The organism is Mucilaginibacter pankratovii (genome assembly GCF_014773265.1).
Taxonomy (GTDB): domain Bacteria; phylum Bacteroidota; class Bacteroidia; order Sphingobacteriales; family Sphingobacteriaceae; genus Mucilaginibacter; species Mucilaginibacter pankratovii.
Genome location: NZ_JACWMY010000002.1, coordinates 257,830 through 282,977, shown reverse-complemented (window position 1 = coordinate 282,977; position 25,148 = coordinate 257,830). Strand labels below are relative to the sequence as shown.

At 44.7% G+C, this 25,148-nt stretch carries 28 protein-coding genes; 8 read left to right on the top strand and 20 right to left on the bottom strand.

Translation table 11 applies throughout. The annotated features are described in order from the left end of the window. Positions 1-4 precede the first annotated feature (4 nt). The gene (locus IDJ77_RS04210; RefSeq protein WP_191187681.1) at positions 5-733 is read right to left on the bottom strand and encodes a hypothetical protein; all 729 of its coding nucleotides are present in this window, start codon (positions 731-733) and stop codon (positions 5-7) included. A gap of 1,016 nt (positions 734-1,749) precedes the next feature. Next, a complete protein-coding gene (locus IDJ77_RS04205) occupies positions 1,750-2,361 on the bottom strand; it encodes a hypothetical protein (RefSeq protein WP_191187680.1) in 612 nt (203 codons plus the stop codon). Positions 2,362-2,515: 154 nt separating this feature from the next. Between IDJ77_RS04205 and IDJ77_RS04200 the strand changes: the two genes are divergently transcribed. The 3 genes from IDJ77_RS04200 (at position 2,516) to IDJ77_RS04190 (ending at position 5,891) form a co-directional block, all read left to right on the top strand. Beyond that, entirely contained in the window at positions 2,516-4,318 is a 1,803-nt protein-coding gene (locus tag IDJ77_RS04200; protein WP_191187679.1) for a tetratricopeptide repeat-containing sensor histidine kinase, read from the top strand. A gap of 46 nt (positions 4,319-4,364) precedes the next feature. Beyond that, positions 4,365-4,985 carry a response regulator gene (locus IDJ77_RS04195; protein ID WP_191187678.1) on the top strand — a complete coding sequence of 207 codons (621 nt, stop codon included), beginning with the start codon at positions 4,365-4,367 and terminating at the stop codon, positions 4,983-4,985. Positions 4,986-5,054: 69 nt separating this feature from the next. After that, positions 5,055-5,891, top strand: coding sequence for a hypothetical protein (locus tag IDJ77_RS04190; protein ID WP_191187677.1), 837 nt, complete (start codon positions 5,055-5,057; stop codon positions 5,889-5,891). Between the two features lie 212 nt (positions 5,892-6,103). Here IDJ77_RS04190 and IDJ77_RS04185 read toward each other — a convergent pair whose 3' ends face one another. Continuing rightward, a complete protein-coding gene (locus IDJ77_RS04185) occupies positions 6,104-6,742 on the bottom strand; it encodes a hypothetical protein (RefSeq protein ID WP_191187676.1) in 639 nt (212 codons plus the stop codon). A gap of 93 nt (positions 6,743-6,835) precedes the next feature. On the opposite strand from IDJ77_RS04185, the gene IDJ77_RS04180 reads away from it, so the two are divergent. After that, positions 6,836-7,828, top strand: a complete 993-nt coding sequence (locus IDJ77_RS04180) for an HNH endonuclease signature motif containing protein (RefSeq protein ID WP_191187675.1) — start codon at positions 6,836-6,838, stop codon at positions 7,826-7,828. On the opposite strand, the gene IDJ77_RS04175 is transcribed toward IDJ77_RS04180, so the two are convergent. From IDJ77_RS04175 to IDJ77_RS04105, 16 genes are all read right to left on the bottom strand, one after another. Further along, positions 7,801-9,756, bottom strand: a complete 1,956-nt coding sequence (locus IDJ77_RS04175) for an AIPR family protein (protein WP_394368027.1) — start codon at positions 9,754-9,756, stop codon at positions 7,801-7,803. The genes IDJ77_RS04180 and IDJ77_RS04175 overlap by 28 nt on opposite strands. A gap of 87 nt (positions 9,757-9,843) precedes the next feature. Further along, on the bottom strand, positions 9,844-13,008 hold the full coding sequence (locus IDJ77_RS04170; protein WP_191187673.1) for a Z1 domain-containing protein: 3,165 nt from the start codon (positions 13,006-13,008) through the stop codon (positions 9,844-9,846). Next, positions 13,005-13,535: a hypothetical protein gene (locus IDJ77_RS04165; RefSeq protein WP_191187672.1), complete on the bottom strand. Its 531-nt coding sequence runs from the start codon at positions 13,533-13,535 to the stop codon at positions 13,005-13,007. The genes IDJ77_RS04170 and IDJ77_RS04165 overlap by 4 nt, the downstream gene beginning before the upstream one ends. A gap of 2 nt (positions 13,536-13,537) precedes the next feature. After that, positions 13,538-15,013, bottom strand: coding sequence for an ATP-binding protein (locus tag IDJ77_RS04160; protein ID WP_191187671.1), 1,476 nt, complete (start codon positions 15,011-15,013; stop codon positions 13,538-13,540). Further along, entirely contained in the window at positions 14,983-16,437 is a 1,455-nt protein-coding gene (locus IDJ77_RS04155) for a DNA cytosine methyltransferase (protein ID WP_191187670.1), read from the bottom strand. The genes IDJ77_RS04160 and IDJ77_RS04155 overlap by 31 nt, the downstream gene beginning before the upstream one ends. 116 nt (positions 16,438-16,553) lie before the next feature. Beyond that, positions 16,554-16,973 carry a very short patch repair endonuclease gene (locus tag IDJ77_RS04150; RefSeq protein ID WP_191187669.1) on the bottom strand — a complete coding sequence of 140 codons (420 nt, stop codon included), beginning with the start codon at positions 16,971-16,973 and terminating at the stop codon, positions 16,554-16,556. Between the two features lie 24 nt (positions 16,974-16,997). Next, complete coding sequence (locus IDJ77_RS04145) at positions 16,998-17,297, bottom strand: hypothetical protein (RefSeq protein WP_191187668.1); 300 nt, start codon at positions 17,295-17,297, stop codon at positions 16,998-17,000. Further along, the gene (locus IDJ77_RS04140) at positions 17,294-17,572 is read right to left on the bottom strand and encodes a hypothetical protein (RefSeq protein WP_191187667.1); all 279 of its coding nucleotides are present in this window, start codon (positions 17,570-17,572) and stop codon (positions 17,294-17,296) included. The genes IDJ77_RS04145 and IDJ77_RS04140 overlap by 4 nt, the downstream gene beginning before the upstream one ends. Positions 17,573-17,579: 7 nt before the next feature. Next, positions 17,580-17,852 (bottom strand): hypothetical protein, encoded by a 273-nt coding sequence (locus IDJ77_RS04135; RefSeq protein WP_191187666.1) that lies wholly within the window; start codon positions 17,850-17,852, stop codon positions 17,580-17,582. A gap of 67 nt (positions 17,853-17,919) precedes the next feature. After that, complete coding sequence (locus tag IDJ77_RS04130) at positions 17,920-18,144, bottom strand: hypothetical protein (protein WP_191187665.1); 225 nt, start codon at positions 18,142-18,144, stop codon at positions 17,920-17,922. A gap of 2 nt (positions 18,145-18,146) precedes the next feature. Further along, complete coding sequence (locus IDJ77_RS04125) at positions 18,147-18,674, bottom strand: DUF6908 domain-containing protein (protein ID WP_191187664.1); 528 nt, start codon at positions 18,672-18,674, stop codon at positions 18,147-18,149. After that, positions 18,637-19,119: a J domain-containing protein gene (locus tag IDJ77_RS04120; protein ID WP_191187663.1), complete on the bottom strand. Its 483-nt coding sequence runs from the start codon at positions 19,117-19,119 to the stop codon at positions 18,637-18,639. Before IDJ77_RS04120 ends, IDJ77_RS04125 begins: the two co-directional genes overlap by 38 nt. Further along, complete coding sequence (locus tag IDJ77_RS27815) at positions 19,116-19,244, bottom strand: hypothetical protein (protein WP_262892789.1); 129 nt, start codon at positions 19,242-19,244, stop codon at positions 19,116-19,118. The genes IDJ77_RS04120 and IDJ77_RS27815 overlap by 4 nt, the downstream gene beginning before the upstream one ends. A gap of 65 nt (positions 19,245-19,309) precedes the next feature. After that, a complete protein-coding gene (locus tag IDJ77_RS04115) occupies positions 19,310-19,921 on the bottom strand; it encodes a hypothetical protein (RefSeq protein ID WP_191187662.1) in 612 nt (203 codons plus the stop codon). Positions 19,922-19,925: 4 nt separating this feature from the next. Then, positions 19,926-20,117 (bottom strand): hypothetical protein, encoded by a 192-nt coding sequence (locus tag IDJ77_RS04110; RefSeq protein WP_191187661.1) that lies wholly within the window; start codon positions 20,115-20,117, stop codon positions 19,926-19,928. 184 nt (positions 20,118-20,301) lie between these two features. Then, positions 20,302-20,451, bottom strand: a complete 150-nt coding sequence (locus IDJ77_RS04105) for a hypothetical protein (protein WP_191187660.1) — start codon at positions 20,449-20,451, stop codon at positions 20,302-20,304. Here IDJ77_RS04105 and IDJ77_RS04100 point away from each other — a divergent pair. Genes IDJ77_RS04100 through IDJ77_RS04090 form a run of 3 tightly spaced genes read left to right on the top strand, consistent with a single transcriptional unit; the run spans position 20,450 to position 22,836 of the window. Next, positions 20,450-21,160 (top strand): hypothetical protein, encoded by a 711-nt coding sequence (locus IDJ77_RS04100; protein WP_191187659.1) that lies wholly within the window; start codon positions 20,450-20,452, stop codon positions 21,158-21,160. The genes IDJ77_RS04105 and IDJ77_RS04100 overlap by 2 nt on opposite strands. A 20-nt stretch (positions 21,161-21,180) precedes the next feature. After that, the gene (locus IDJ77_RS04095) at positions 21,181-21,879 is read left to right on the top strand and encodes a GNAT family N-acetyltransferase (RefSeq protein ID WP_191187658.1); all 699 of its coding nucleotides are present in this window, start codon (positions 21,181-21,183) and stop codon (positions 21,877-21,879) included. Positions 21,880-21,921: 42 nt separating this feature from the next. Continuing rightward, on the top strand, positions 21,922-22,836 hold the full coding sequence (locus IDJ77_RS04090; RefSeq protein ID WP_191187657.1) for a DUF4238 domain-containing protein: 915 nt from the start codon (positions 21,922-21,924) through the stop codon (positions 22,834-22,836). 9 nt (positions 22,837-22,845) lie between these two features. Here the strand turns inward: IDJ77_RS04090 and IDJ77_RS04085 are convergent, their stop codons facing one another. Continuing rightward, the gene (locus tag IDJ77_RS04085; protein ID WP_191187656.1) at positions 22,846-23,277 is read right to left on the bottom strand and encodes a hypothetical protein; all 432 of its coding nucleotides are present in this window, start codon (positions 23,275-23,277) and stop codon (positions 22,846-22,848) included. Positions 23,278-23,364: 87 nt separating this feature from the next. Here IDJ77_RS04085 and IDJ77_RS04080 point away from each other — a divergent pair, with 87 nt between their 5' ends. Beyond that, positions 23,365-25,083, top strand: a complete 1,719-nt coding sequence (locus tag IDJ77_RS04080; RefSeq protein ID WP_191187655.1) for a hypothetical protein — start codon at positions 23,365-23,367, stop codon at positions 25,081-25,083. The last annotated feature ends 65 nt before the right edge of the window (positions 25,084-25,148 follow it).

Sequence of the window (25,148 nt, the reverse complement as noted above, 5' to 3'; positions counted from 1 at the left end):
TGGGTTATGTTTCTAATTCCAGGTAGGCTTCTTTATAGGCATACCCGGGTATGTTTTTTAATTTGTTAATGTATTTGGCGGGCTCGTTAAATTCATCTTTCCAGCGGTAACGACGGCCGCGGGTTAAGCGATAGAGACGCGGTTCGAGATAGTAGCTATCGATACGATTATCTATATACGCCAGCTCCTTTTCAATATCTACATCCATCAATTTAACATGCGTTATTATGCGAGGCAATATTTTCAGTACATAGCGCCAGGGTTCGGTAACCACATATTTCACATCTAACCTGCGGTTCGTATTCATAAATTCCACGCGTGTAAAGCAGGTTTTCTCATTCTCGGTTAATTTCATCCGGTTAACTTGCCAGCTGTAGTCATAAAACTCCTGTAATTGCTGTTGCTTAACTACGTACACGTTGCGCCCTTTACGTCGCTTTTTGCGTTTGAACGATTTATCGTGATGATACTCAACCGTGTTAATTTTTACCAGCAAAGCCTCATAAAAATCGGCTTGCGGACTACGTTTAATATCATCCCGCAGCACAAAGAAACGTTTCCAACCGCGCTGATAAGGGTGTTCTAAACGCACCTTTGGCAAAAGCCTTTGTTGTTCCCAAAGTTCATCGCGCCTTTTGTTAAGCTGTATCAGTTGCTTATCCCGATCTGTTTTTACGAGCCGCCTTTTTTGCCGCGCAGATTTGATACAGCGCGGCCATTCATGTATGTCCATCGGACTTCCATTTAATTTTGTCTTGAAATGTTATTGGATCTCTATTTCGTCCTTGAGTAAGGATATACCCTTTTAAGAGCGCTCAACAAAAGCCCAATAAATTAATTCGGCAGGCAAAAACAATCAGCATAACCACTAAAGCGGTTTAAATAATTTCAATAAAAAAAAGCATGGTGTTTGCCTACCTAATTGGCAATGAGCGAAAGGGGCGATATGTAGCGTAGCTCTGTCATGATTCCTTGATATTTAAAAGATTAACAAATCAGGAATTGGATGCAAAGATAGAATTTTAATTGAATTAACCATGAAATATACAATTATGCTTTCTTGTCGGATAAATCTTCCGGTTCAAATATTTTCGTACCTATTCCATACCAAAAAAAGCAGCTACATTTTCATGTAACTGCTTTTTATCAGTGCGCCCACCTGGGCTACACTTATATCTCTATTTCGTACTGAATTTCAATCATTTACGAGGTGCACAAAAGGCTTGGTAGCCGCTTTGGGGATTCACCTCTCTGACAATACAAAAATACCTAAAAATCAATATTTTACAAAGGAAAAAAAATCGGGGTCCCAGGTTCGAGCCGAACCCGGGCTATCATCGATAAATTGATTGTTTGATTTTCACAATGCTTGATGCCAGATTTGTGTTACACCTTAAAATTACCTGATTTTAAGGTGTAAATGAAATTATAGATTCGAGCCAAACCTATGCGCATGTGCAAATTACTTGATAATGATAGACATACTTTTTAAGATTAAGGCTTATGGCTGTTCTGTTTTTCAACCACCTTTTCCTTGAAGGAACTCCTGATCCGATCACAGTGATGTAAACCCCATTCAATTAGAGAACGCAAGCCTGGTAGCCGTTATTATCATGCTTCCACGGAAGAAGCGATCGCGGCTAAGTCTATTGCCGAAGTCATCGGTAAACAACTGAACCTGCTGGTAATGGTCTGTATTACCGGAAACAGTGGTTGAATACTGCAGTTAGCCGGTTAGCACATCGCATATTAATACGAAGTACTGATCGTTTGATTGTTACTATTAGTCACCTCAATAGACCAACGGAAATTGTCGGATTTGCCGATACTCATCAGGACAGCATCCTGGTAACTTTTCCCATTATACGCAAACCGAACGTTGGCCTGGCCGAAGCTGTTGTTGGAGCCGTCATGAGACCTGTAAGAAAGGCTGCTGTGGCTGGAGGTGGCGCAGCCTGAACTGGAGCAGGCGGTGCGAACGTTGCTGTAATCAAAGAAGCGTATAGTTCCGTTGATGTGCAGCCCGTCCGATTCATAATCCTTAAAGGTAATAATGACATCAGCGGTAGAAGTATTAAGGCTGGAAGATGATGATGACGCACGCGTCACACTATAACTGCCGCTCACAGTCGCTGTTCCGGAGGTACCGTTAAGTACCTTGTTGGTGTAGGTCTGGTTGGTTCCGGATAGCGCGGGCCCCAGTGTATTGGTCCACAAACTGTTCATTTTAGAAAACAGCGCTTTGGCACCGGTCTCATCGGTGATCGGCGCTCCGCTGCCGTTGGTATCATTTCCTTCTTTTTTGCAGGCTCCCAGCACGCAGATGGCAACCAGGGCGATGATGGTCAATTTGTTTTTCATGGTATGTTTTTTTATTCAAAATTACCGGCGGATTTTTCCTTAACCAATAGAACAAAAGTTACATTTTACGTAAATTAGAGGCGTGCAGGTTAAATACATTTCTTATTTAACGTTTTGGTTACTGCTTTTTTTAGCGGAAAATGCCTTCGCACAGATGGAAACGGGACTGGATAAAGACAGCCTGAAAAGAAAGTTATCGGTTATGCGGGCAGATTCGGGTAAGGTACAGACTCTGATCAGGCTGGGGCAGCAATATGAAACCAATAGGCCCGATTCGGCTTTGTATTATTATGCGGCTGCCGGCAAATTGAGTGCAGCGCTGCATTACCCACAGGGCACTCTACGTTATATCGCCAACTATACGGCCGTACTGAATGTCCAGGGGAAGTTTAAAGAATCATTGCAGCTGAACTTAAAGGCCATAGCTATTGCCCGGCAGGGCCGTCTGCAGCGGCAGTTGATGAAGGCGCTCAACAATACCGGGGCCGTTTATCAATATACGGAGCATTACCGGGAGGCGGTGAATTATTATTTGCAGGCGCTGCCGCTGGTCGATTCCATAGGGAGTTTACAGGAACGTTCGATCGCCTACGGGAATCTATGCGGCCTCTACCGTAATTTAAAACAGCCGCAAAGCGCTTTGCGATACGCGCAGCTGGCATTGGCTTTCGGCGAAAAGAACAGGGATGATTACGCCGTCGCTATGGCCAGCACCAACCTGGGCAACTGTTTGAAAGATCTGGGCAAGGTACGGGAAGCGATCAGTTCTATTGAACGGGCAGGAAGACTTGGCCGTAAATTAGCTGACGATAATATACAGGAAACGGCCTTGATCAACCTGGGGGACGCTTATCTGTCCCTTAAGCAACCGGCGAAATATGTGCCGGCTTTTAAAGCGGCCCTGCCCATCGCCCGTAAAATAAGTGATGTATCCGGGGAGTGTTTTGCTTTACATGGGATAGCCCTGGGCCTGTTTTTTCAAAAAGAATATCTTCAAGCGGAACGACTGCTGAACACTTCGATCGCTTTTGCCCGGCAGCACGACCAGAAGGAAGTCTGGAGCCGTATGCTGCTGCTGATGTCGGATGTCCAGATCGGACTGGGCCGACCGGAAGCTTCGCAGGATTACCGCGGACGCTATGATTCGGTAAGCAATGTGTTGCTCAATGCGCCACTGCAAAAAAACATCCAGGAACTGGAAGCGCGGTATGGGTCGGAGAGAAAACAAAGACAGCTTTTACAGAAAGACCTGCAGTTAGCCGGTAAACAACGCTGGCTGGTGATCTCTCTGGCCGGATTGGCAGTGCTGGCGCTGGTTTTTATGCTGGTTTACCGAAAACAGGAAACCTTGCGGGTTAAAGCGATGCTGGCCGGTGAGCAGCAGGAACGCCGGCGGATCAGCCAGGAAATGCATGATGATATGGGATCGGGATTAACCCGCTTACTTTTTCTAACCCGTTCTTTGATAGCCGGCCATGAGGCGGCACCGAAGATCAGCGATGCTGTTAATGGCCTCATCCGCCAGATGAACGAGGTGATCTGGATGATGAACAACGAGCGGGATACGCTGGAAAGTTTGGTCGCTTACCTGCGTGCCGCTTGCGGGGAGATGTTGGATGCGGCTGGTATAGCTATGATCTTTAAAGTGCCGGATAAAGTGCCGGACGTGATCTTAACGCAGGAGGTCAGGCGGAATATGTACTTAGCAGTCAAGGAAGCCGTGCACAATGCTTGCAAGCATTCAGGGGCAAACACTGTTACGATCGCCATCCTTACGGAGAAGGGATTAGCGGTCTCTGTGCAGGATAACGGCCGGGGTTTAGCTACGGCAGGAACGGCTTTGGGCAACGGGTTGGGCAATATGCGGCAGCGTATGGAAAATATAGGGGGAAATTTTGAAATGGTTAGTGAAGCAGGGACGACGCTGCTGCGTTTTTCGGTGCCAATATCTATATAACTTTTGTTCTATTATAAATGTGAACAGCAAACAGGAACTTTACCTGATGGAAAATATACGCGTAAGTATTGTAGAAGACCTGCCCGAGATCAGGGATGGTCTCCGTTTTATTGTTAGCCAGGCCGCCGGCCTGAGTTGTTTGGCGGCTTATGGCAGCGGCGAGGAGGCTTATGCCGGTTTGCTGGCAACCCCGCCAGATATTGTGATCATGGACATTTCGCTACCCGGCGAAACGGGTATTGCGTGTATCAGGAGATTAAAAGGTAAGGGATTTGCCGGGCAGTTCCTGATGTTTACCGTTTACGAGGACAGCGACCAGGTTTTTGAGGCGCTGAACGCCGGGGCAAGCGGTTACCTCCTGAAAAGCGCAGCACCGGAAAAGATCATTTCGGCGGTGCAGGAACTATATGAAGGCGGCTCGCCGATGAGCGCCGCTATTGCCCGCAGAGTGGTCAATTCCTTCCGCTCCTCGGGTGAAGGTGATAAGCTCAGCTCCCGAGAAATGGAAGTCCTGACCTTGTTATCCAAAGGCTATTTATACAAAGAGATCGCGGCCCAGCTTTTCCTGAGCGTAGGTACCATCCGGCAGCATATCCATCATATCTACGAGAAACTGCACGTGCAAAACCGTACCGAAGCGCTCAATAAGGTCTTCGGAAAAATGTAACTTTTGTTCTATTGAGGCGCTTTCTTCAGCAAGCTAATTTTGATGCATCACTCACCAAAATCAAAGCTTATGAAAACGCTGAAAATGTTGATCCTGTTGGCTACACTACCGGTACTGGCGCTGGCGCAAACCAAAGAGCAGGCACTCCAAAACGTCAAAGACCGCAAAGGCTGGTACATTGGTCCGGGCATCTATTATGCGGACCTTACCACCCAATGGAAATACAATCAGACGCCGCCGGCGACCGGCGTGCCTTTCTTTGACGCCTCGCAGGGTTTCGGCCACGACGAAAGCCGCACCTTGATAACCATTGGTATTGAGCGCAAATCCATTTTCGGAACGCCGGCCCTTAGGGATGGTATTTTCGTGAACCACTATGATTACAGCGGTAATTACAGGGGAACGGAATATGCCCCAAGCTTCAACTTTGTAGATTTTGATTTAGGTGCCGATGTATTGATCGGCCCGTCGGGAAAAACCTATGCGCACTGGCTGGATACCGATGAACCTATTTCTTCAGGCGGACTGACCGCAGGCGCTTCCGCCTATATCCGCATGTCATGGCAACTTATTTTATCGCCCAAACTTCGACTTACACCATTCTCTGTTGCAATTGGCGGGCAATACCTACATATCAAAAACAACGGTAATGGTTCGGCCCAAAGCCCGCTATTGAAAGATTTTAATTACGATCAGGGCTGGAATGAAAATCTCAGCACGCTTTATTTATCAGTAGGTATCTTGGGAATAGAAACTGGCAGTTTGAGTATTACACCAGAGGTCAGGATACTTACGCTCAGCGCTGCTTCCACCAGCCTGAAACCGGCCCGTATCATTGGCGGTGTACAAAGTGAATCGAACCCGACATTTATTACTTTCGGCGTTAAGGTATTGAAGAAGTTTTGAAAGGCCGTCATCAACACCTTTGATCCGGATGGATTTCAAGATGCCCGGCAAAATTGCTTAATTTCCAAAGTATTGAATATTCCGATCAGTTCAGAAGCACATTTTGTTTCTTAATTGAAATAGATTTAATCTGTATTTGAATAAGGATTTCCTGGTGGTTGGTAATTTACGTAGCCCATCCGCGGCTACCATTGAAAAACTGTAAAATAGATTTATGTGCTTTTAGACAGCCGCGCGACAGTATCAACAAAAAAACAGGCAAACTGATGAGCCCTTATTTTTGCAAAGATCAACAGAACAAAAAACAACAAAAGCTCATACCATTTATGTTCAATGGCCGAGATGAGACATCCCGCAAAGAAAATCACATATACCGCTTTGAAAAGGTCGTTGAGTATATACCAGTAGCCCGCATTATCATAGTTTTTGTCCTTCTGTAACTTCGCACATAATATCCAGAATTCTTCAGTTGTGGAAAATGCCTTCGGGGTCGTATTTCCTTTCCAGTATGTGACCACCTGGAATACGATCCTGTGCCGGTAAAACAGGAATTCGTTTATTTTAAGGAACCACCGCCACCATTTGCTGGTTTTAAGTAATGGATGAAGCCATACATAGTATTTCATCATGATAAAGTCTATGGTGTTGACGATATGCCCGACGATATAAATAAATGGGATAAGAAAGATGACCAGTATAACAGCATAGTCTTTTACAAAAGTGTACTGTACCGAAATACAGGAAATCTGATTAACTACAATCTGAAAGAAAATAATTCCCAGTGTGATAAGCAGCAATAGTCCGGTCATTAAATAAACCAGAAAATCCCTGAAAGTAAAATTGGTTGTCATAGGGCCGGTTATAAGTTATCATGCAAAGGTCTTTAAAGCGTCTGATATATTGATTTTTATCAGTAACTTTATTTACAAAACCAATTTTATACTATGTCCCAAAATCTCTGGATATTGAAGTCAAAGGGCGAGAAAAGCAGTTTCGGCGGAAATGACGGGTATGATGACAAACCTGATGCCTATTATGTGTATGATAATTTTGTGCCTAACCATAACAAATTACGGAAAGGCGACTATGTACTGATTGCAGATAAAAAGTATCTGCATGGCTTTGCGGTTGTTGATCATATAGCTGTAACCGAAGGCCTGGAGAAAAAACGATACAGCTGCCCGGTATGCGGGATCAAGGAACACTCCGCAAGAAAGAACAAAACGCCGAAATACAAATGCAGAAAAGGACATGAGTTTGAAACGCTAAAGGAAGAAATAACACCTATTCGCGAATACCGAGCCGATTACAGCACCAGCTTCATCAATCTGCCCGAAAAGACAAGTGTCCAATTGCTGAACAAGTACTATATGAACCGGAATCGATATTATTCAATTCAGCGCGCAATGCCATCGTTCCTGGAGGAGCTGTTTCCCGATCTGTTGCGACAGCTGGGCTCACCTGCAGGAGTTGTTCTGAGGCCATATATCAATACGGAACCTTATAAACCATCAGAAAAAGACGAAAGGGCATTCCGCACCGGGAGATCATATTACCGGCCGGATCAAAGTAAATTCAGGAGCGATCTGTTCGGATATTACGGCATAAAATGTATGCTGACAAATTGTACAGTTGCTACTGCACTGGAGGCCAGCCATATCTGCCACTATCGCGGTGATGAAGACAACCATTGCGAAAACGGGCTTTTATTGAGGCGTGACCTGCACGCCTTATACGATGCTGACCTACTCGGTATCTGCCCGGATGATCTGACAGTTGTGCTGGGCAGTGAAATCGCAAATACTGTCTACGCCGGGTTTCAGGGTAAAGCCCTTGATCTTAATAATTCAGGTTGCAGGCCTTCATCAGTGGCGCTGGAAATACGCTGGAAGGTATTTCAGGAAAAAAATCACGTCGTAACCGCTGCATTGCGATAGATTTCCAGCAACGCAACGGCCTGTTCGCTCAGTTGTTCTGTCAATTGCCGGTCGAGCTTCAGTCGCCGGATCACGTTTCTTATGATATTGATCTGGAACAGGTCAAATCCCAGCCTTTCCCTACCTTCTGTTTCTATTTTCTCCCAATCTGCAATCTTCAGTCCGTTCAGGTTATCCGTATTTCTGTTCAGGACTGTACCGGCTGCAATAGGTTCATTAAGGTCCGCAGCGATAAGTTCAAAGTTTATGCCCATTTCGGCCGGGGCAATTGATGAAAGGGCCTTCCAGCATTCTTCGCGTTTTCCCCATTCGCTGATCAGCGCAAATTCCTCCGGTTTCTGCTGAAAGAACTCATTTATCTTCAGCAGTACGCTTTTCAGTAATAGCCATAGCGAGTCGGATAACCGCTGCGCGTTCCAGATCTTTGAAAGATTCAGCCGTTCTTCGGTATGATAATTTATCCATGCAACTGTATAAGGTACCACCAGATAACGGAGATCACCCATCGAGTTCGGTTTTTTGCCGTAAATACTTTCGGCGGCTTTAAAAAAAATCGCAACAGCCACATTATCCTTGAAATATTGCCTTGAGGGCTCGGTATCTTTTTCCTGCCAGACAAAATGAAGATAGTTCTTCTGGCTCCCTCTGGCCACCCAGTAAGGCAAAAGCTTCCAGCTGTTCCTGTATTTGGCAAACTCCTCTTTCCGAAGCACCTGCCACGAAGGATTTTTCAATTTGAATGCATTTTTTCGGGTGGTGGTGTGCTCTTTATTCAGCTCTTCTTTGTATTGACCTTTCACCCGTTCATAAAACCATCGGGTCTGCTGATTCCCGTTTCCCGCTGGATTGGCCCAGGTAGTTCTGGACAGTTCTTCCAGTTTGATCTGGAAAGGCTGATTTGATGTCAGGTCAATTTCGCTCACTTTATTCTGGCTGTTGGCATATTTGGATATTTTGGAAACGATCTGATCCATCTGCCGCGCATTATTAACGCAGGTTATTTTAATCTGTACATTGACCTTACGTAGTTCGGCCCTGTCCTTTTTTCTTGCATAAAATATTGAAGATGTGGTTTGACCACCGTTTACGATCTGAAGACCATTGATGCGTTTGATAAAAGGGAGTCCTGTAATACTGTCATCTTCAAAAGTTATGTCGCTTGCCGTTGCTGATATCCCGTTATTATAAGCCATAAACATGCCTGGACTGTCAAGAATTGTTTTACGGATTTCACGGTTCACTTTGCCAAGATTCTGAAGATATACCCGCACGTTCTGCTCCAATAATCTGGTGCCATAAATATTGTAAAGGTCGGCAAGCAACCCTGCGGGTGCTACGGTTAAATAAGCAGAGTACTGATCGTCTTCCTGTTCAACAGCAAGGAAACGGAGTTTCTGACCGAATTGTTCTGGCAGATCAATTTCGATAGATTCCCTTTTACCCTGTGATGACCATACCTGATAGATGCGTTGCAGATCCCAGACCTCAAAAACAATATCTTCATCTTTTGAAGTTTTGGGAAGGGCAAAATCACTGCGTGTGAGCGCATCTGTTAGCAGAATTATCCTTGTCCGCATTATTTTCGTCTTAAACTCCTGAAAATTGCTGATGAATTCTGTTTCGGCGGCTGATTCCTCTGTCTGCGTTAGATCACCTTTCTCAATATATCTGAGAAACCTGTATCCTAAGTTCAGATTGCTGGTTACCCTTGCCTTCTCCATATTATAGATGGTGCCATCGCCTTTATAATCGGCAATGAAAATGTCCAGCGTTTCAAAATCATCCCATATGGCATAACCATTCATCTGACGAAGACGGTTCTGGGATTTGTTTCGATGTACACTTGTACATATCTGGCAGTTCCCTGTCTCACCGGAATCGGCAAAATATTCCATGACCAGCTGTGTGAAAGCGGTCTCTCTGAACATCCCGTCCCTACTGTTTTCCAGTATCTCCTCGATGTTCTGGAAAAGCAGTGAGCTGAAATTCTGTATTTCAAAATTAGCCGCCATCCCTTATTTCGCCTCCTCTTCGTCGTCCGGAAGTTCCTCCCCCGCATCATCCGGCTGATGAAAGAGCTCATTGATTTCTTTAACAAACTGAGGATTGGCCAGATATGAGATCGGTTCGTCACCGGTGACAACCGGTAAACTTATGGCATATCCCGTTGCCGGCACATCAGTGCCACCAAAACCTGCGGGATCTAAAATATAGATCAACAACAATGCATTTTTAGCACCACGGTATTTGCGGACAAACTTACCAACTGCCTTGGTATTCACTTCGGCTGCGGCCCGTTTTGCTTCAGTGAACCGGCTGTCCTGATCATCCATATCCAGATACTCGTGCGGCGGACTGATAATATGGGATTTTCTGATCCAGTAAGTATCTTGCCTGGTATATTCCTTGCCGTCCTTATCTTTAAAACTTCGTTCCTGACGACGCGTTCTGCCGACTGCAACATCGGCACCATTCACATCAAACAGATGAGGATTCTCATCGTTACTGTTACTGATCAGCACAATGGTCCAGTTTGTCAGATTATTTTTTGCTGCTTGCGCTGCAAAATATGCTCTCAGATATGCCGGAGAAATATTCGCCTGACCCGTACTGTAATTATTAATAAAACCGTCAACCACGCTTAATTCCGCATTTTCCCAGATCAGGTGTTGGCCCTGCCTGGTAATACCGGACGGCTGACCCAATGCCGCCATTAAAGAGGCAGCAGTATCAAGGTTTTTTTGCAGAATCTGCGGCGATTTGGAAAGCAGATAGGTTTCCAGAAGTTCTCCGGAATAGCTGAGATCAAGATCAGTACCGCTTCTGGTTTTCGCCGGAGAAGATACCAGCAAAATTTTACCAGGGGCTTTCCAGACTTTCAAACCGTAGTTTCTTGGTTTCCGCTCAGCAAGTTCCATAATATCAAACTGATCTTTCAGGTCCTCAGCAGCCTTGGCAATATACTGATACCATAATACCAGGTCTTCTGTTGTAAACAGACGGCACAAATCAGCATACCCCGGGCGGTAACCGAACCAACGTCCCATCTGGAGAAGGGTGTCATAGAATCTTGTCGCACGAAGAAAATAACTGATCGAAAGACTTTCCAGCGTTAGTCCTCTGGATAATTTATTGCCGCCGACCGCTATTACCCAAAGCCCGTCCGGATGTTCTTCATAGTCCAACGGTGCAGTATTTGTGTAGGAAAGACCTTTCTGCGGGCCATGGACAGCGCGGACTTCTATTTTTTCAGCAGCAAAAGAAAGATACGGAATGATCTCATTCCACGAATTTTCCATCACCCTGGGGTCATCGTATCCGAGCCCGGCCATGATCGCCTCGCTCTTTCCCGCAAATTCTGCCAGCCAGATATCATGAAGAACGGATAAAAAACTTTCGTCATAGCGAATGAGATTCCTTAGCTCAGTAAGATAATCATTGGTCAGCTCTGCTATTTTATTGATCCATCTGATATACCAGGAAATATGGACTAGCATAGAATTATGATCTCTTTCCTGACCGCGGGCCATCCTTATCGCACATACCAGGATAAAACAGCAGACTGCCCGCTTCAGGCTATGCGGAATTGCCTCTGGCAAATCATCATTTTTCCGGTGGTCGGCAGGTATTTCCGGACTGTCCGCCTCGATGAAATTTACAAAACTCAGCTGATTGCCTTCGGTTTCACTTTCCGGGTCTTCCAGGGTTGTCCGGAAGACCTTCTGATAGCCGATGTAGTTGGAAGGCGGTGGCAGGTTAATGATGAAATCTCTGGGAAAAAGATCTTCACACAGTTTTATCTTTTTCCCACCGATGTCAAGTGTATTTTCTGCCGTCTGGTTGATATCATCGATAAATACATTGGCAAAAGGTGTCGCCGTATAGCCTATAAAAGCGCTCTGATCAAACAGACCCAGCAATGCTCTGATACAAGCATTTATGGTGGATGCTGAATCTTTGCTGATGTTCAGTGAGGCATAATCAGCCTCATCGTCAATAACCAGCACCGGAATATTACGGATGATAAGTGAGCCGTTATTTTCAACGGCATTCGGACTGTTTACAAACCAGGAAAGCAAGCTCTTAAGAACGGTAGGGTTTTTCTTGATAACGAGCGCATAGTAGTCATTTGTATTCAACGGATTATTCCGTAATGTTCTCATTTTAATATCACCGTCAGAACCGCTGTGGGTGATGGTATGCACCGGGGGCAGGTTGCTTTTGCGGTAAACTCCTGTTCCGGTTACGGTCTGTGATTGTGAAAACTTCCCGGTAAACCCTTCGTCCACCCGTAGTTGGGTTTGTTTACGCAGGTTTTCATAGAGACCGGACAGCACAATGATAATACGGTAGCCCGCATCTGCAGCTTTATTAATCAGTCCGATATAATTGCCTGTCTTTCCTGACTGCACATCGCCGACAATCATTCCTCTTTTGTCCCACGAACCACCCGCGGCCGGATTGCCAAGCCTGGTCAGGATATCGTCGGTTAGCTGGTCCAGCTTTTTAATTACCGGAACCGGCATGTTTTTCCCGTGCAGGTATTCTTTATAGAACTTCCAGAAACTCCAGGGGGCGCGGTCTGTATCCACTGTCCAGCGGTCTGTTATGTCTTCCCGGTCAAAAATCTGGTAATCCGGCGCATTGACTTTATGTTTACCCCTGAAACTTACTTCAACGGCGATGCGGTTAAGCAGGGAGTCAATGTTACCCGCGGAAAATGAATCAAAACCCCGGAATGCGGCTTCCAGTGCCTGCGTCAGCGCTTCATCATCGATATTGGTTTCATCAGCCATTTCAAGAAACCCCTCTGCAGTCTGCAAAACATTTTTTCTGATCTGTTTTTTCCGGGCAAGTGCCTGTTGCATCTGTTTCAACTCCTCAGCGATCTCTACCGGCGGCTTTCCCTGCATAGCTTCCTTTACTAACTGCTCTGCCTCATCAAAAGCATCCAGATTTAAGGCGAGGTAGGCGGCACTCTGATAAAGCACCGACCTGCTGGGTTCGACATCTACTCTTTCTTCCAGCGACCTTGCCGCTGCCTTTTCAAGATTAAGCGCTTTCTGTATCAGTTTACAATAGATGCTGTATTCTTTACGGCGACGGGCGGAAAAAGCCATTTCAGCAAATTCCATAGACTCTTCGTGCCGGTCATTAACCTTTTTTTCGAGCTCGTTCATCTTATTCCGCTTAATGTTCTTGGGTTACTGAATTCGACTACCACCGCGTATGCAGGCAGATATGTTTCTTTATCATCAGACACTTTTGTCTGCTTCAGCTTTTCAGTCAGGCGGTATCCGGTCTGCTGTTCTGTTCCGGTGATAATACCGCTGACTTCAAGCCGTGCAAATTCCTGAAAGGGAAAACTTTCAGTCTGTGTGCCCAGCCAGTAGTCGAATCCCGTGCCTTTCACACTTCTTTTTGCGATCATCGAAGTTTCTGTAGCTACAATAGACAAGGCAATGCCGCAGGCACCGTACTCGGTGGCTTCCTGCATATCGCTAAAACTGTTCCTCATGATCTCGCTTACCTCACTACACGTAAATTCATAATCATCCTCAAAGTGTCCTTCAGCCGGCATGACGATCACCCTCGGATGGCCGTTAAAATCGAGACATACAGAGGCAGCTTCTGCCAGATTACCTCCGGCACCGGGTGATAATCCGACTGTTCCGTCTTTGAGAATGTTCAGGTTTATTTGTTTCATTGTCAGGTTAATTGTTCGGTAAGGTGGGGATAATTACTGAACGGGTCAATGAAATAAAGTTCTTCTTTTGCTTTCTGCGGGGAAAAGCCTTCACTTATCAGTTTATTATAAACCGCTTTCATCATTTCCGCGACAGCCTGGTCGTCAACTGGCGGTGGTGCAGGCTGGTCAGCGTACAGGTTTTCATTAAAAACAATGGATTGAACCGGCAGCGTCATTTCCAGCAGGCTGATGAGGCGTTCAAAATCGCGCGCGTTTTTTCCAAGCTGATCACGGACAATCCGGTATGACGGATGTTTCCGGTTGATCTTAAACACTTCCCGGCCTTGTTCCTCCGCGGTTATCCAGGCAAATTCGAAACTGGAGCGTCCCATCTTCCGTTGTTTCTGTTTACCTCGGTAACGATAAACCTCAACAGCATTTTTTCTGATCTCAGCACCGTATCGTTTCAGTTTTTCCATGAACATTTTCGGTGGCTGGGCTTTGGACTTGCGTATATCGATCTGCCAGCTGAAATCCAGCGATGAATCAATTTCCACCATGATCCGGGCAAGCCGGGTAAAATCGTCTTTTCTGAACAGGTCCAGCCAGTCGCCTGCCACAAGTATTCTGTCGTTACGGTATATGTAAAATCCCTGCTGCGCTGTCCAGCCGGCGGTACCTCCGGCAGTCTTGAATTTTTCCGGACTGATCTTTGAAACATGCGGCAATACAAAACCTTTGATGCTGATCTGGCCGTTATCGTATATTTCTTCCGGGAAGGATTGTGTAGCGGGTTCTTCAATCAGGAAAGGGTTCCAGGGCTGAACCGGATTGCCGTTAACAGAGAGTGTAATTTTCTTTTTTTCTATAAAACGGTGAAAAACCATGGAAAGGTGTTTTTCGACCTCCCTTACGGCCTCCCAGAATTTTGTTTTGCTGATTAGTTGTTTGTTCTGACCAAAAATGATCCTGTCCAGTTTTTCCCAGAAAATAATGGTACCTGAAGCCCGGGCACCAAGTTCCGCAGCCAGCTCCGGTTTGGACAAATAACGGATGATCTGCCAGACATCCTTGCTGACCACATAATCTAGGTCCCAGCCGCGGTAGGCCGGTTCTGACCCTCCGGCAGCTTTTGAAATGACCGTCAGTCGACGGCATTGGGAAAACGAAGCAGTTTTGAGCCCGAGCCCGAAACGACCCAGGTCCGATGGCCTGCGGTCAGACAAAGGATTCGATGTTCCCGGCCGCAATGCCTCGATCATTTCCTCTTCCGTCATGCCTCTACCATCGTCAATAATGGTTACAAACGATTTCTCTTCTTCCCACTGAAAATTCACCATAATATTCCCTGCATCAGCAGAAATGCTGTTGTCGATAATATCGGCTATTGCGCTCGCAAGATTGTATCCTATGGCACGGAAAGTTTCTATCAGCGCAGCGGGCTTCGGCGGTATGGTTTCTGCGCCTACATCATCTGGAAGTTCGGTATCTGACATGGTATTCCGGTTCTGATAAGGTTTATTATTTTATCGGCAAGTTTTTCGGCCATCAGTGGCGGTACTGCATTTCCGATCTGGCGGAAGGCGGCATTCATCGCTCCTGAAAACTCAAAGCCGTCAGGAAATGACTGCAGCCGGGCAGCCTCACGTACAGTAATCGTTCTTGCTTGGTCACTGTCATAGTGTATATGGGAATAACAGTCTTTTCCCAGATGTGCCATCAGTGTTCTGGCTGGCTGATTGCTCTCCATTTTGCGCCATTTATTCGGGAATTTCCCGACATCATAAGGGGGTATGATGCTCTTTCTGATCTGTTTATGAACTTCAGGGTCGTTATCCGCGGTGATATTCATTTCGAGCAGTTTTGCTGCGAGCAGTCTTTCGGCTCTTTCGATTGCCTGAGGATATTGATCTCCGGGTTCCATGATCCGGAATATCTGATAATCCCTCGGCAATATCCGGGTCACATTGGCAGTAACTCCTGTTGAGGCCTGATAGCCCGGCCAGTTGCGCATAAGGTGCTGATAATTATTTGCCGGATCGCTTAGCAAATAAGCACGGTCGGTATTCAGTTTTTTGATACCCCTTTTCATTTTCGAGGTCAGATGTTCCATAATAATCGGCAGATCGGAAAGGGCTTCTTCAGCACTGACCGGAGCAGGCAGGTTGGCATCAAGCTGAAGGGCTTCAAAATGCCCCGGATTATTCAGATCAATATGTTTTAACGCAACATTGCGTGAACCATTGTATCCTCTCGGCAGTTCGATATATCTGGTCGGTGCAGGAAAAGAAATTTCACCCTGAAAGGTATTGTGTACGGCAATTAAAAACATCCTTTCCCGCATCTGCGGCAGGCCGAAAAAAGCAGTATTGAGCAGGGTATATTTACAGTGATAACCATATTGTTCCAGATCATGGCATACAAATTCGGCAATATTGGTGCCGCCGTAATTGAGCATATCAGGCACATTTTCCATCAGAATAGCCATCGGACGCAGTACACGGACATATTCGAGGTATCTGCGGTACAACTGACTTCGTGAGTCGTTAAGAAAAGCCTGCGCATCACCATTAATTTCCCGGAGTTTGGCCCTGCCTATCCTAGTGAACGCCTGACATGGTGGTCCGCCGATGATGATATCTATCTGCTGATCAATAGGGCCTGTTATTTCCAGGTCTCTGAACAGATCGGCGGGGGAAGTGTCTTCAATATTCCGTGATTTGGCATATTGCTCAAATAATTTATGGCCTTTATGAAAGTTTAAGGCATGTGATCGTGCCGCCTCCTGATCGAGCTCCACATTTCCTATAATTTCGCAGCCTGCCTTACGAAAACCCAATGATAAACCACCGCAGCCTGAAAATAAATCAAGTACTCTTAAACCATCTCCATTCCTAAACCGATCAATTTTAAGCTGCATGTAAATTCTTTTTCATTAAAAAACCTTTATTCTGCTCGTTTTAAGCATAAAAAGATCCTTCCTTTTTTTTGGAAAATTAACGAAAAAAAATCATAGCCGGGATGGAGAAGAAGGTTTCAGGCTGAATACAAGGTAGTAATTAAATTCTGTAATGTTTCTTCCACTATATTTTTTTTTAATTGACACTCCCAGATCGTGATCACGCGGAGATTCTTTTCCAACAGCAAGCCATAAGCTGCGCGGTCATTTTCTTCATTCCGGCTGATCTTGGTCAGCCACCATTCGGTGCGGGATTTGGGTACGGTAAAATATTTACAGTTCTGGTGGCCATGCCAGAAGCAACCGTTGATAAATATGACTGTTTTATATTTAGGGAGGATAATATCCGGTTTCCCCGGGAGTTTTTTATCGTGCAGCCGATAGCGGAATCCTTTTGAAAAGAGATATTTTCTTACCAGGATTTCCGGCTTCGTGTTTTTGCCGCGGATGCGCGACATATTATAACTTCGGGTTTCTTTTGAGTGAACATCTGCCATTATCGGGATATCAAAGGCAATGCCTCATTCTTGTTCGTTATATTCCTGGGATGGCAGCGGTATATATTTATCCAGCCCTGTTTCCTTCAGGTATACTTCCTGCATCCTGTCGTAAATATCAATCTCTGAACTTTCACATAATTCAAGGGCTTTTGACATCAACTCATTTCGGAGGACTGCGCCCTCTGCTGTAAAAGTAGGTTCTCCGGTTTCAATATTGATATACTGCGTAAAGTCATCGTCCGGATGAGCGTTGACCCCCTCTGCAATCAAGTCATGAAAAAACAAATCCACGTCCTTTATATCTTTAATTTCAGTAATCATCTTATTATCGTTAATTGATTAACCCTGTTTTCTGCTGCCTGCCGCAGCATTATTTCGACGCCTTCTTCCCGTGTCATAACCGCGCCGAACTCCCGTTTAGAATCTTCATCGCTATATATACCATTGCGATCATTCCACATCAGCCATTCTATAATATCGCTGCGTTTCAGATTTTCAGCCAGTTGCAACAATTCCGCTTCCGAAATTCCCACTACTCTGATGTAAGCATAATTATTGTCTTTCCAGAAACTCCCGCGAGTGTGAATGATTTCCATCTGATAATCAGTTTTTTATATTCCAGGATTGTACGTATGAAGTAAGGTCTTCACCTACGACCACCAGCTCATTTTTGGGCACGGCTATTCTTTCTGCATTTTCGGTCTGTTTGATATTCCTTTGCAGCTCTTTAAGGTTAACTACCAGAATATCATCCTCCGGATCAAATTCAGATGGGTCTTCGGTTACAATGAAAACTTCTTCTGATTCTTTATCCGGCACATCAGAAATCACTTTGCAAATCTGGCCCTGCCTTACCGGCATTAATAAGTTATCCATTTTCAAATTTATTAAAATTAGATGTTAAATCACTTTTCGGTTTTACAATTCGCAATTTCTGCGGTAATCAGCGGCGTAAAAGCAGTATGATTGCAGTAATGATCATCAGCATCGCTATAATATTTACCGATTTTTCAACAAATGCGGTAATCAGCGCTATACTGTAAGATTTAAAATATTGTAAACCTCCAACGCCACGGCGGTTAAACCTGCGCTTTCCGATGAGGAAGCGCAGGTAAATACCGACTACCGACAGTAATATTTCAATATGATTGCAAATCAGATTTTTCATAGTCATAATTTTTGAATATCTCCGCTTTTCAAAAATCCCTGCTGTACAATACTCTGCAACCACTGATTGGCAAAGTCGGCATGTTGCTGTTGCAAATACACGTCATATTCTTTTACGATTTCATTCTTAAAGGTCAAACTTTCTTCGTAAATGCCCATGTTTGCCTGCTGATACAGGTACGGTATCAGCATCACTTTTTCAAAGTCTTTTTTATCGCTTTCCCGTTTGTCAATCATAATAAAGCACATTTCGGGATCTTGCATCAGGTCGCCGTTTTGCTTGTAATAATGACATAGACTGATTATTTCGCCATGACCCCAATAGACAGTACCGGCACGCTCAATTGTAAGCGGCATAAACGGCTCATTAAAGATTTTCAAATGCTGTTTACCCTGCATCTTATCTACCAGTTCACAAAATATTTTGGTGCTGAATTTATTTAGTGTTTCCATATTAAAACGCGCCCTTTGTGCGGTTGCGCATCCGACTTGATCAATTGATAAAACGGTTTCGCCCCCGTTTGTCTTCATTCAATACTTCGCTGCCGTACTTATTCCTTATTTCTTCGAGCGATTTGCTGCTGCTCTTATTTACTTTGTATTCGGCGGTACGGAAATACCAGGCCTGTTTTTTGGAAGCGAACAGAAAACCGGCGGCTTTAAGGGTTGCCCTATTCGGGTAAGTATTGCCTGTAACCCAAATCCAATAGCCTACCAATTCGATGGTGACAGCTTCTAAATGAATAATTTGTTCTATGGCAATGCGATAGGCCTCTGATGACAGTATTTCGTTCTCGGCTTCTTCATCAGAGAGATTTGCGCCCCTAACCGCTTTAGCGGCGGCAAATGCATATTCTTTATTGATATCCTGCATCGTAGCAGTATCACCCCCTAAATCGGGGTGGTACCGCTTAGCCAGTTGTTTATATTTCGCCTTCACTTCTTCGAGCGTGGGGCAATCATTAAACCATTTCATAAGCTGTAGTTATTTAAGAATTCGTTAAACTCAAACCGGAATGCTTGCGGGTTCTCTTTAGCCAGTTGTTCGGCATAACCCTCATAAAAAAGTTGGTCGGTCAGTTCAATAAATAGTTCGTACATGACAGTTGATTTTGGAGGTAAAGCCTTAAAGCATGCCCCGACATTCAGACGGGGCATAGCTTCGTTTAAGCGTTAGGGAATACAATGTTTGCTTCGATCTCGCCCAATTTCTCATGGCAGGCATCAAAGATGAATTGGGTAACCATGCGAATGAGATTCGGGGTGTTGGTGGTAAATTCACGGCCTTTATCATCTTTGATGATCAATTTGCAACTCTGATACGGGTTGTTTTCCAACTCGTCGTTTTCTTCCACCAGTTTCACCTCAAAATCTTCCAAAGTTTTAATGCGACCAATGAGCGCCAACCGTTGGATCGTCAGGCGGTGCAGATTGCCCACAGATTTCAGGGTTTGCTCCAAATTCAAAGCGGGTTTGATATATTTTATTTCTGCCTTTGGCGCTTCTTCCGCTTTCGGGGCTTCGTCTAATCCCTGTCCTGTTGTGTAGGGCGCAGCGTGAGCGTGTTGGTTATCCACTGCAGCGGTAGTATAGGTCTTTGCTTCGGGGGTTGGGGTTGCCTCAGCTTTCGCAGCCTCGGCGGTTTTTTCATCTTTAACGGATTCATCTGTTTTGGCTACTTTTCCTGTTAAGTTCGGACGATTCTCAATTCGTGGTGCGTTGTTGTTTTTTGCGTTTGTACCTTGTACTTCCTTTGCATTTTTTTCTGCTGTTTTCATTTTGTTAAGCATTAAGAGTTAAAAAATTTGTTATTTCTTTTCTCTTTTCCCGACCCTTTCCCTGAAAGCTTTTTCCAAAAGAAAAAGGAGAAAAAGAAAGCAAATGGCCGGGCACGAAAACAGAGCAAAAAGGAAACGGAATAATTGGAGGGGACCCTTTGGGGAGGCAGCCGTTTATGCCGTAGTCTTTTTGCATACTATCAGCATTCTTAAAGCAACAGTGCCCAATTTAGCATCCTTTTTCTCCTTCTTTTGGAAACAGCAATCCCAAAAACAACCTGTTATAAGTATATCGCAAGTGCGGAGGTATTCAGGGCTATCTGCCTGAATGGTGATGCTTTTGCGCTTTAAAGAGCACTTGTTTTGAACGGAGGTGAAAATCAGGTGCCCGCGATAGGGATCGCAATGGCATCCTGCGCAGCAGATACAATGAAGAGCCCGGCCGCAGGATCGCCATATGGAATGTTCAAAACTCCTTTATGATGATACCACTGATATTCGTAAATTTCCTTTTTAAATCCCATCAGCATGTCAGCAACACTTGTTTACCACCGTACCCGCCCATATTCGGACCGGGAACTGTACCAGGCCTTAATGGCTTATCTGGAGAACAATTACGTTTTCCGTAAACTGGAAATAGACCAGTGGTTAGGCAATGACCGTATTATTTATAAGCATAGGGAAGAATATGATCCGACAGACTTTTCTTTGGGAAAAAGTTCCGAAGAGCTCTGGGCGGACGGAGCATTCGAAGACTGGCGGGTTTGTACGCCAATGGCAGTAAAAAATATCTGTTCAGAGTTCCTGTTCCGGAACGGGGCAACAGCAGGCAAAAATCGTAAGACCCTGATAAAAGATATTGTCACGGCTGAAACCAACCATGGTTCGCTTATAGAAACCATAAAATTTAATCCGCTGTTAAAGCAGCTCATTGACAAGGGGCGGCAAAAGATAACCGGCGTCAAGCCCTTATTATATGCCAGTATTAAGCGGGTAAAAATTGAAATAAATGAAGGCGACACTTGCTATTTTTGCTGGAACACCAAAAACCCTTACGTCGCCAATCCGGCATATGTGTTCAGAAAAGCCGGTGGTTCATACATTATTATCTTTTTCACGAATCTGTCCAAAGGCACAGAAACAGGTAGGCTGGAAATTAATATGGCCCGTTTTATCAATGCACCTGCTGATGAAGTCGGACTGACACCGGAACAGGCCGTCTTGCAGCGTTTCTGCTGATACCGGCAGGAATCACCAAAATGAGCATACAGAAATACACTGTTGATTTTCAACCAAACCTCGCGCAGCAAGAACAGGTAAAAAGCTGGATGGTTAGCGAAAACCTGGAAAATACCGGGCTGTACCACTACCCGGACAATATTACCTATCACGCAGATAAGTGCACACTGGCAATAATTACCCGGGATCATGAAGCAATTGGATTTGTAACATGGGATATATTCAAAAGGTCCGGGCATATCGCTGTGGCAGCTATAGCTGCCACGTACCGCAAATCAGGTGCCGGCAGGTTTATGGTTGAAGCTGTTTTGAACTATTTAAAACTACAGGGCCTAGCCGCAATTCACCTGGAATGCGCGCCTGCCAATTCAGAGAATTTCTGGCGTAAAATGGGATTTCAGCCAATGCCTGAGATACCCGCTTATACAGGCAAAGGATCTCCAGCTTTATTTAAAATACTTTCAACTGCACAGGAGATCGGTGTTACGCCTGGTGAAGCCGTCCAGATTTACAAATGGGGCAGCGATGAGAAAACTTTATGGCCCGTCAGCTACCGGACAGGAACAAACCAATTAATAAATCCTATTATCACACCGGCATACAAAGACTGGTGTATCGAGCATATCAAATTCGGCATCGCCCTGCGAAGCGATAAAATAAAGAATTTCCGGTCAGGCACCTGTTATGACGATCCTTTCCTCATTATCACTGAACTTTAAAACTTATAAAACTACCAGATCAACAGTAAAAGCAAATTTATAATGGTTAAGAATCAGCATTACGTTCCCCGGTTTTATTTACGGCAATTTGAAAATGATCAGGGCCAATGCTGGGCATTTCATAAAGACACTGAAAAAGCGTTCCCGACAAGTGTAGCAAATATAGCCAGTGAAGGTTATTTTTATGATGACCAGAAACTTGACCAGATCACCGGGGTAAATCAGTTTGTGGAAAATTACCTTGGAGAACTGGAAGCGGCATTCAGTCCGTTTCTAACTAAATTCCTGGCAGATGTCGATCAATGGAAAATTAAAAAGCTTGACCAGTTTACCAGAGAAAAGTTATGTGAATTTATCGTATTTCAGATTATAAGAACAAAAGAGCACAGGGAATCGATCTATCAGGGCATAACCCAGTTTCAAGAGCAAATGGCCGCTTCGGGATGGCAGTCTGATGAAATGATAGCCAGTATAAGGAAGGACGATACAAAAAGCCGCGCAAAAAAGAACCAGATCGAACAGATCGTTTTTGACTCAGATTTCAGAAAAAGCATACAGGAGATTTTAAACAGCCACATCTGGATCATGTTTAAAAACCTCGGACCTGTTCCTTATTATACATCCGATCACCCTGTCGTAAAGCGGCCGCATATCAACAGGCCGCACAGGGGCGACTCGGGTTACAGGTCAAAGGGAATTGAGATAGCTATTCCTTTATCAGCTACTCATTTGCTGGTCATGTTTGAACGTATTTATTTTAAAGAGCTTGAATACCGAGAAAACTCGGTTTTGGTACATCGTGATATTGAAGATATTGACAGCTACAATTCTATGCAGGTTTCCCAATCATTCAGGGGTATTTATTGCAGTTCAGGCGAATTTAGACTGGCGAAAGCCATGGTAAAAGAATATCCGGACTTAAAGAATCTGCATCACCAAAGATTTGGCTCGGCTTGATACCCGCAACTAAATGACATCCACCAAAACGTAATGGTCATTAGGCGCATCATAATGTGCAAGCCCCTGGTCCACTAAAGGCTGCCAGACCCGCTGGATTGCTTCAGGCCAGTTAGCTTCACTCGTGAAGCTTTTGTTGGTATTGGAGGATGATATGATCTTTTTTCCAAAAAGTTCGCGGGCTTTTAAAATAATGGCAATCGCTATTCCATTACCGCTGTAATGTTTCATAAAGAGATCGATCACTTTCAGATGGATATCATCATTCATGATCAGGAGGCTAAAATCAGCCGCATTTTCATCCGGCCCGCCTTCGCCCGCCCAAATCAGAAATGCGTAAGTGTCGAATTTGTAGGTGTTATTGAAATGGAGAAAATACTCAAACTGGAATTCGCCCTTTCTGGTCACTAATATCCCTTGCGAACGATCGTTATAATGCATGTTGATTGGGTGGTAGTCTAAATATGCAAAAACTAACTCTTAGATTTGAGTTATAACAAAACTGACTAAACCTTTCCATATTAACACATGAATACCAGCGCTTCCAAATTAGAATCGATCACCGCTCTCCTTATGGAGAAATGTGCGCCTTACGAAACGACATATTTTTTGACGTATCTGGGATCTTTGCTGCTGGCTTTACCCAAACGAAAAGAGCATCCCGGTCTTAGAAAACTGCTTTCACCGCTGCGGCAAATTTTTTACGCGGGTAGTTTGAATATGCAATCGAAAGTGCCGGGAACCAGAACAGATGTAAGTAAAGAAGCCTGGGATGAAATTGCTGATCTTCTTCAGGCGGTTGAGGTGGAGTACTCCAAAAATATAGGCTTCTACCAGATCGAAGGAGAACCGCTTGATTATGAAAAGATCAAAGTCGTGTTGCCAACTTTCTTGAGTTACTTTTGCAGCGGGCCGCTTTCATACCAGGAACAGGAGATGGAAAGAATAATGCGGACATTCGTACACTTCGAAAAGACTATCTATAACTCAATGGGTGTTTATCCCCAAGACTTTGTTGCTTATTATGAGCATCTTGATTCCCTGATGAATAAAAAGCTGAATAAAGCGATTTATTATGCACACCCGGATCGCTGGAAAGCGTTCACTGATGCCTGCCTGGCCAAGGGCCTTGATGATCCTAAAGACTGGGTGGCCGAAGCGCCGGAAGAAATTCACGCCTACGCCCAACTGATGCAGGATCCCGGCTACCTGATCGTTGTGAAAACGGAAGATATTGATGATGAGCAATTTACGCGCGCAAAGTTCAGGATCATCAGCGATCTTCTGTCATCGCAACGGTTGCCTGCGGATGGACTCATCTTTTACACAAAGGAAAATCCTCTTTTGGAAAAACCTGTATTTAAAATTGAGGAAGATACTTATTTGCTTTTTTTTCAGAAACATATCCTGGACGCCGCTTACAAGTTGCTATTTAATTTTTGCAAGAAGGAACCGGGGCAGGTCACTAAACACCGGGACACGTTACTCGAAACAAAAACGGCTGAAATATTTGAGAAATTCTTTAAGAACGGGGCTTTTATTTATAAAGGGTATTATGTTGATGGAAAGGCTGAACAGGACATACTGATCCTCCACCGGGGATTGGCGCTCATCATTGAATGTAAAGCCACCAACTTCCGTGAGCCCCTGCGCGATCCGCTCAGAGCCTATACCCGTTTGAAAACAGATTTTGATGCCAACGTCCAGTATGGCTATAATCAAACCTACCGGGTAAAATCAAGGTTTATGGCTGGGCAGCCATTTAACCTTACCGACAAAAACGGCAATATGCTGTACAAGGTCAATCCTAAGCGCTATCCTGACGTCTTCTCGGTGGTGGTAACATTGTCCCGCTTCGGCATGATCGAAACAGATCTTGGCGCGATGCTCAGTATAAATGATGATGACCAATATCCCTGGGCTGTCAATATTGATGATCTGGAGGCCATTTTGCTGGTACTGGCCAAAGAAAACAAGCATCGTGCGGGGCGTTTAAAAGACTATTTAACTCACCGGGAAAACTATCATAACCACTTGATCTGCGATGATGAACTTGAATTGTTCGGCTTATTTCTGACTAATAGACAACAATATGAAAAGATGAGCGCCGCAGAAGACTACGTAGTCCTGGAACCCGGCTATACAGCGCCGGTTGAAAAGGCTTACCGCGAAGGCCTTGGATTTGAAAATGAAAGATATTATGAAGAGAAAATTTCCCGAAAAATAGGATTTATGTACGAGTCATAGCTCAACAAGTCTAATTAAAAAATCACATTTGTTTACCTGAAAAATATCCTGAACAGTAACGTTAT

What these genes read in the sequence shown, in the direction of transcription:
- IDJ77_RS04210 (WP_191187681.1), bottom strand. Translation starts at nt 733, where the DNA reads ATGGACATACATGAATGGCCGCGCTGTATCAAATCTGCGCGGCAAAAA.
- IDJ77_RS04205 (WP_191187680.1), bottom strand. Translation starts at nt 2,361, where the DNA reads ATGAAAAACAAATTGACCATCATCGCCCTGGTTGCCATCTGCGTGCTG.
- IDJ77_RS04200 (WP_191187679.1), top strand. Translation starts at nt 2,516, where the DNA reads ATGGAAACGGGACTGGATAAAGACAGCCTGAAAAGAAAGTTATCGGTT.
- IDJ77_RS04195 (WP_191187678.1), top strand. Translation starts at nt 4,365, where the DNA reads ATGGAAAATATACGCGTAAGTATTGTAGAAGACCTGCCCGAGATCAGG.
- IDJ77_RS04190 (WP_191187677.1), top strand. Translation starts at nt 5,055, where the DNA reads ATGAAAACGCTGAAAATGTTGATCCTGTTGGCTACACTACCGGTACTG.
- IDJ77_RS04185 (WP_191187676.1), bottom strand. Translation starts at nt 6,742, where the DNA reads ATGACAACCAATTTTACTTTCAGGGATTTTCTGGTTTATTTAATGACC.
- IDJ77_RS04180 (WP_191187675.1), top strand. Translation starts at nt 6,836, where the DNA reads ATGTCCCAAAATCTCTGGATATTGAAGTCAAAGGGCGAGAAAAGCAGT.
- IDJ77_RS04175 (WP_394368027.1), bottom strand. Translation starts at nt 9,756, where the DNA reads ATGTTCAGAGAGACCGCTTTCACACAGCTGGTCATGGAATATTTTGCC.
- IDJ77_RS04170 (WP_191187673.1), bottom strand. Translation starts at nt 13,008, where the DNA reads ATGAACGAGCTCGAAAAAAAGGTTAATGACCGGCACGAAGAGTCTATG.
- IDJ77_RS04165 (WP_191187672.1), bottom strand. Translation starts at nt 13,535, where the DNA reads ATGAAACAAATAAACCTGAACATTCTCAAAGACGGAACAGTCGGATTA.
- IDJ77_RS04160 (WP_191187671.1), bottom strand. Translation starts at nt 15,013, where the DNA reads ATGTCAGATACCGAACTTCCAGATGATGTAGGCGCAGAAACCATACCG.
- IDJ77_RS04155 (WP_191187670.1), bottom strand. Translation starts at nt 16,437, where the DNA reads ATGCAGCTTAAAATTGATCGGTTTAGGAATGGAGATGGTTTAAGAGTA.
- IDJ77_RS04150 (WP_191187669.1), bottom strand. Translation starts at nt 16,973, where the DNA reads ATGGCAGATGTTCACTCAAAAGAAACCCGAAGTTATAATATGTCGCGC.
- IDJ77_RS04145 (WP_191187668.1), bottom strand. Translation starts at nt 17,297, where the DNA reads ATGATTACTGAAATTAAAGATATAAAGGACGTGGATTTGTTTTTTCAT.
- IDJ77_RS04140 (WP_191187667.1), bottom strand. Translation starts at nt 17,572, where the DNA reads ATGGAAATCATTCACACTCGCGGGAGTTTCTGGAAAGACAATAATTAT.
- IDJ77_RS04135 (WP_191187666.1), bottom strand. Translation starts at nt 17,852, where the DNA reads ATGGATAACTTATTAATGCCGGTAAGGCAGGGCCAGATTTGCAAAGTG.
- IDJ77_RS04130 (WP_191187665.1), bottom strand. Translation starts at nt 18,144, where the DNA reads ATGAAAAATCTGATTTGCAATCATATTGAAATATTACTGTCGGTAGTC.
- IDJ77_RS04125 (WP_191187664.1), bottom strand. Translation starts at nt 18,674, where the DNA reads ATGAAGACAAACGGGGGCGAAACCGTTTTATCAATTGATCAAGTCGGA.
- IDJ77_RS04120 (WP_191187663.1), bottom strand. Translation starts at nt 19,119, where the DNA reads ATGAAATGGTTTAATGATTGCCCCACGCTCGAAGAAGTGAAGGCGAAA.
- IDJ77_RS27815 (WP_262892789.1), bottom strand. Translation starts at nt 19,244, where the DNA reads ATGTACGAACTATTTATTGAACTGACCGACCAACTTTTTTATGAGGGT.
- IDJ77_RS04115 (WP_191187662.1), bottom strand. Translation starts at nt 19,921, where the DNA reads ATGAAAACAGCAGAAAAAAATGCAAAGGAAGTACAAGGTACAAACGCA.
- IDJ77_RS04110 (WP_191187661.1), bottom strand. Translation starts at nt 20,117, where the DNA reads ATGCAAAAAGACTACGGCATAAACGGCTGCCTCCCCAAAGGGTCCCCT.
- IDJ77_RS04100 (WP_191187659.1), top strand. Translation starts at nt 20,450, where the DNA reads ATGTCAGCAACACTTGTTTACCACCGTACCCGCCCATATTCGGACCGG.
- IDJ77_RS04105 (WP_191187660.1), bottom strand. Translation starts at nt 20,451, where the DNA reads ATGCTGATGGGATTTAAAAAGGAAATTTACGAATATCAGTGGTATCAT.
- IDJ77_RS04095 (WP_191187658.1), top strand. Translation starts at nt 21,181, where the DNA reads ATGAGCATACAGAAATACACTGTTGATTTTCAACCAAACCTCGCGCAG.
- IDJ77_RS04090 (WP_191187657.1), top strand. Translation starts at nt 21,922, where the DNA reads ATGGTTAAGAATCAGCATTACGTTCCCCGGTTTTATTTACGGCAATTT.
- IDJ77_RS04085 (WP_191187656.1), bottom strand. Translation starts at nt 23,277, where the DNA reads ATGCATTATAACGATCGTTCGCAAGGGATATTAGTGACCAGAAAGGGC.
- IDJ77_RS04080 (WP_191187655.1), top strand. Translation starts at nt 23,365, where the DNA reads ATGAATACCAGCGCTTCCAAATTAGAATCGATCACCGCTCTCCTTATG.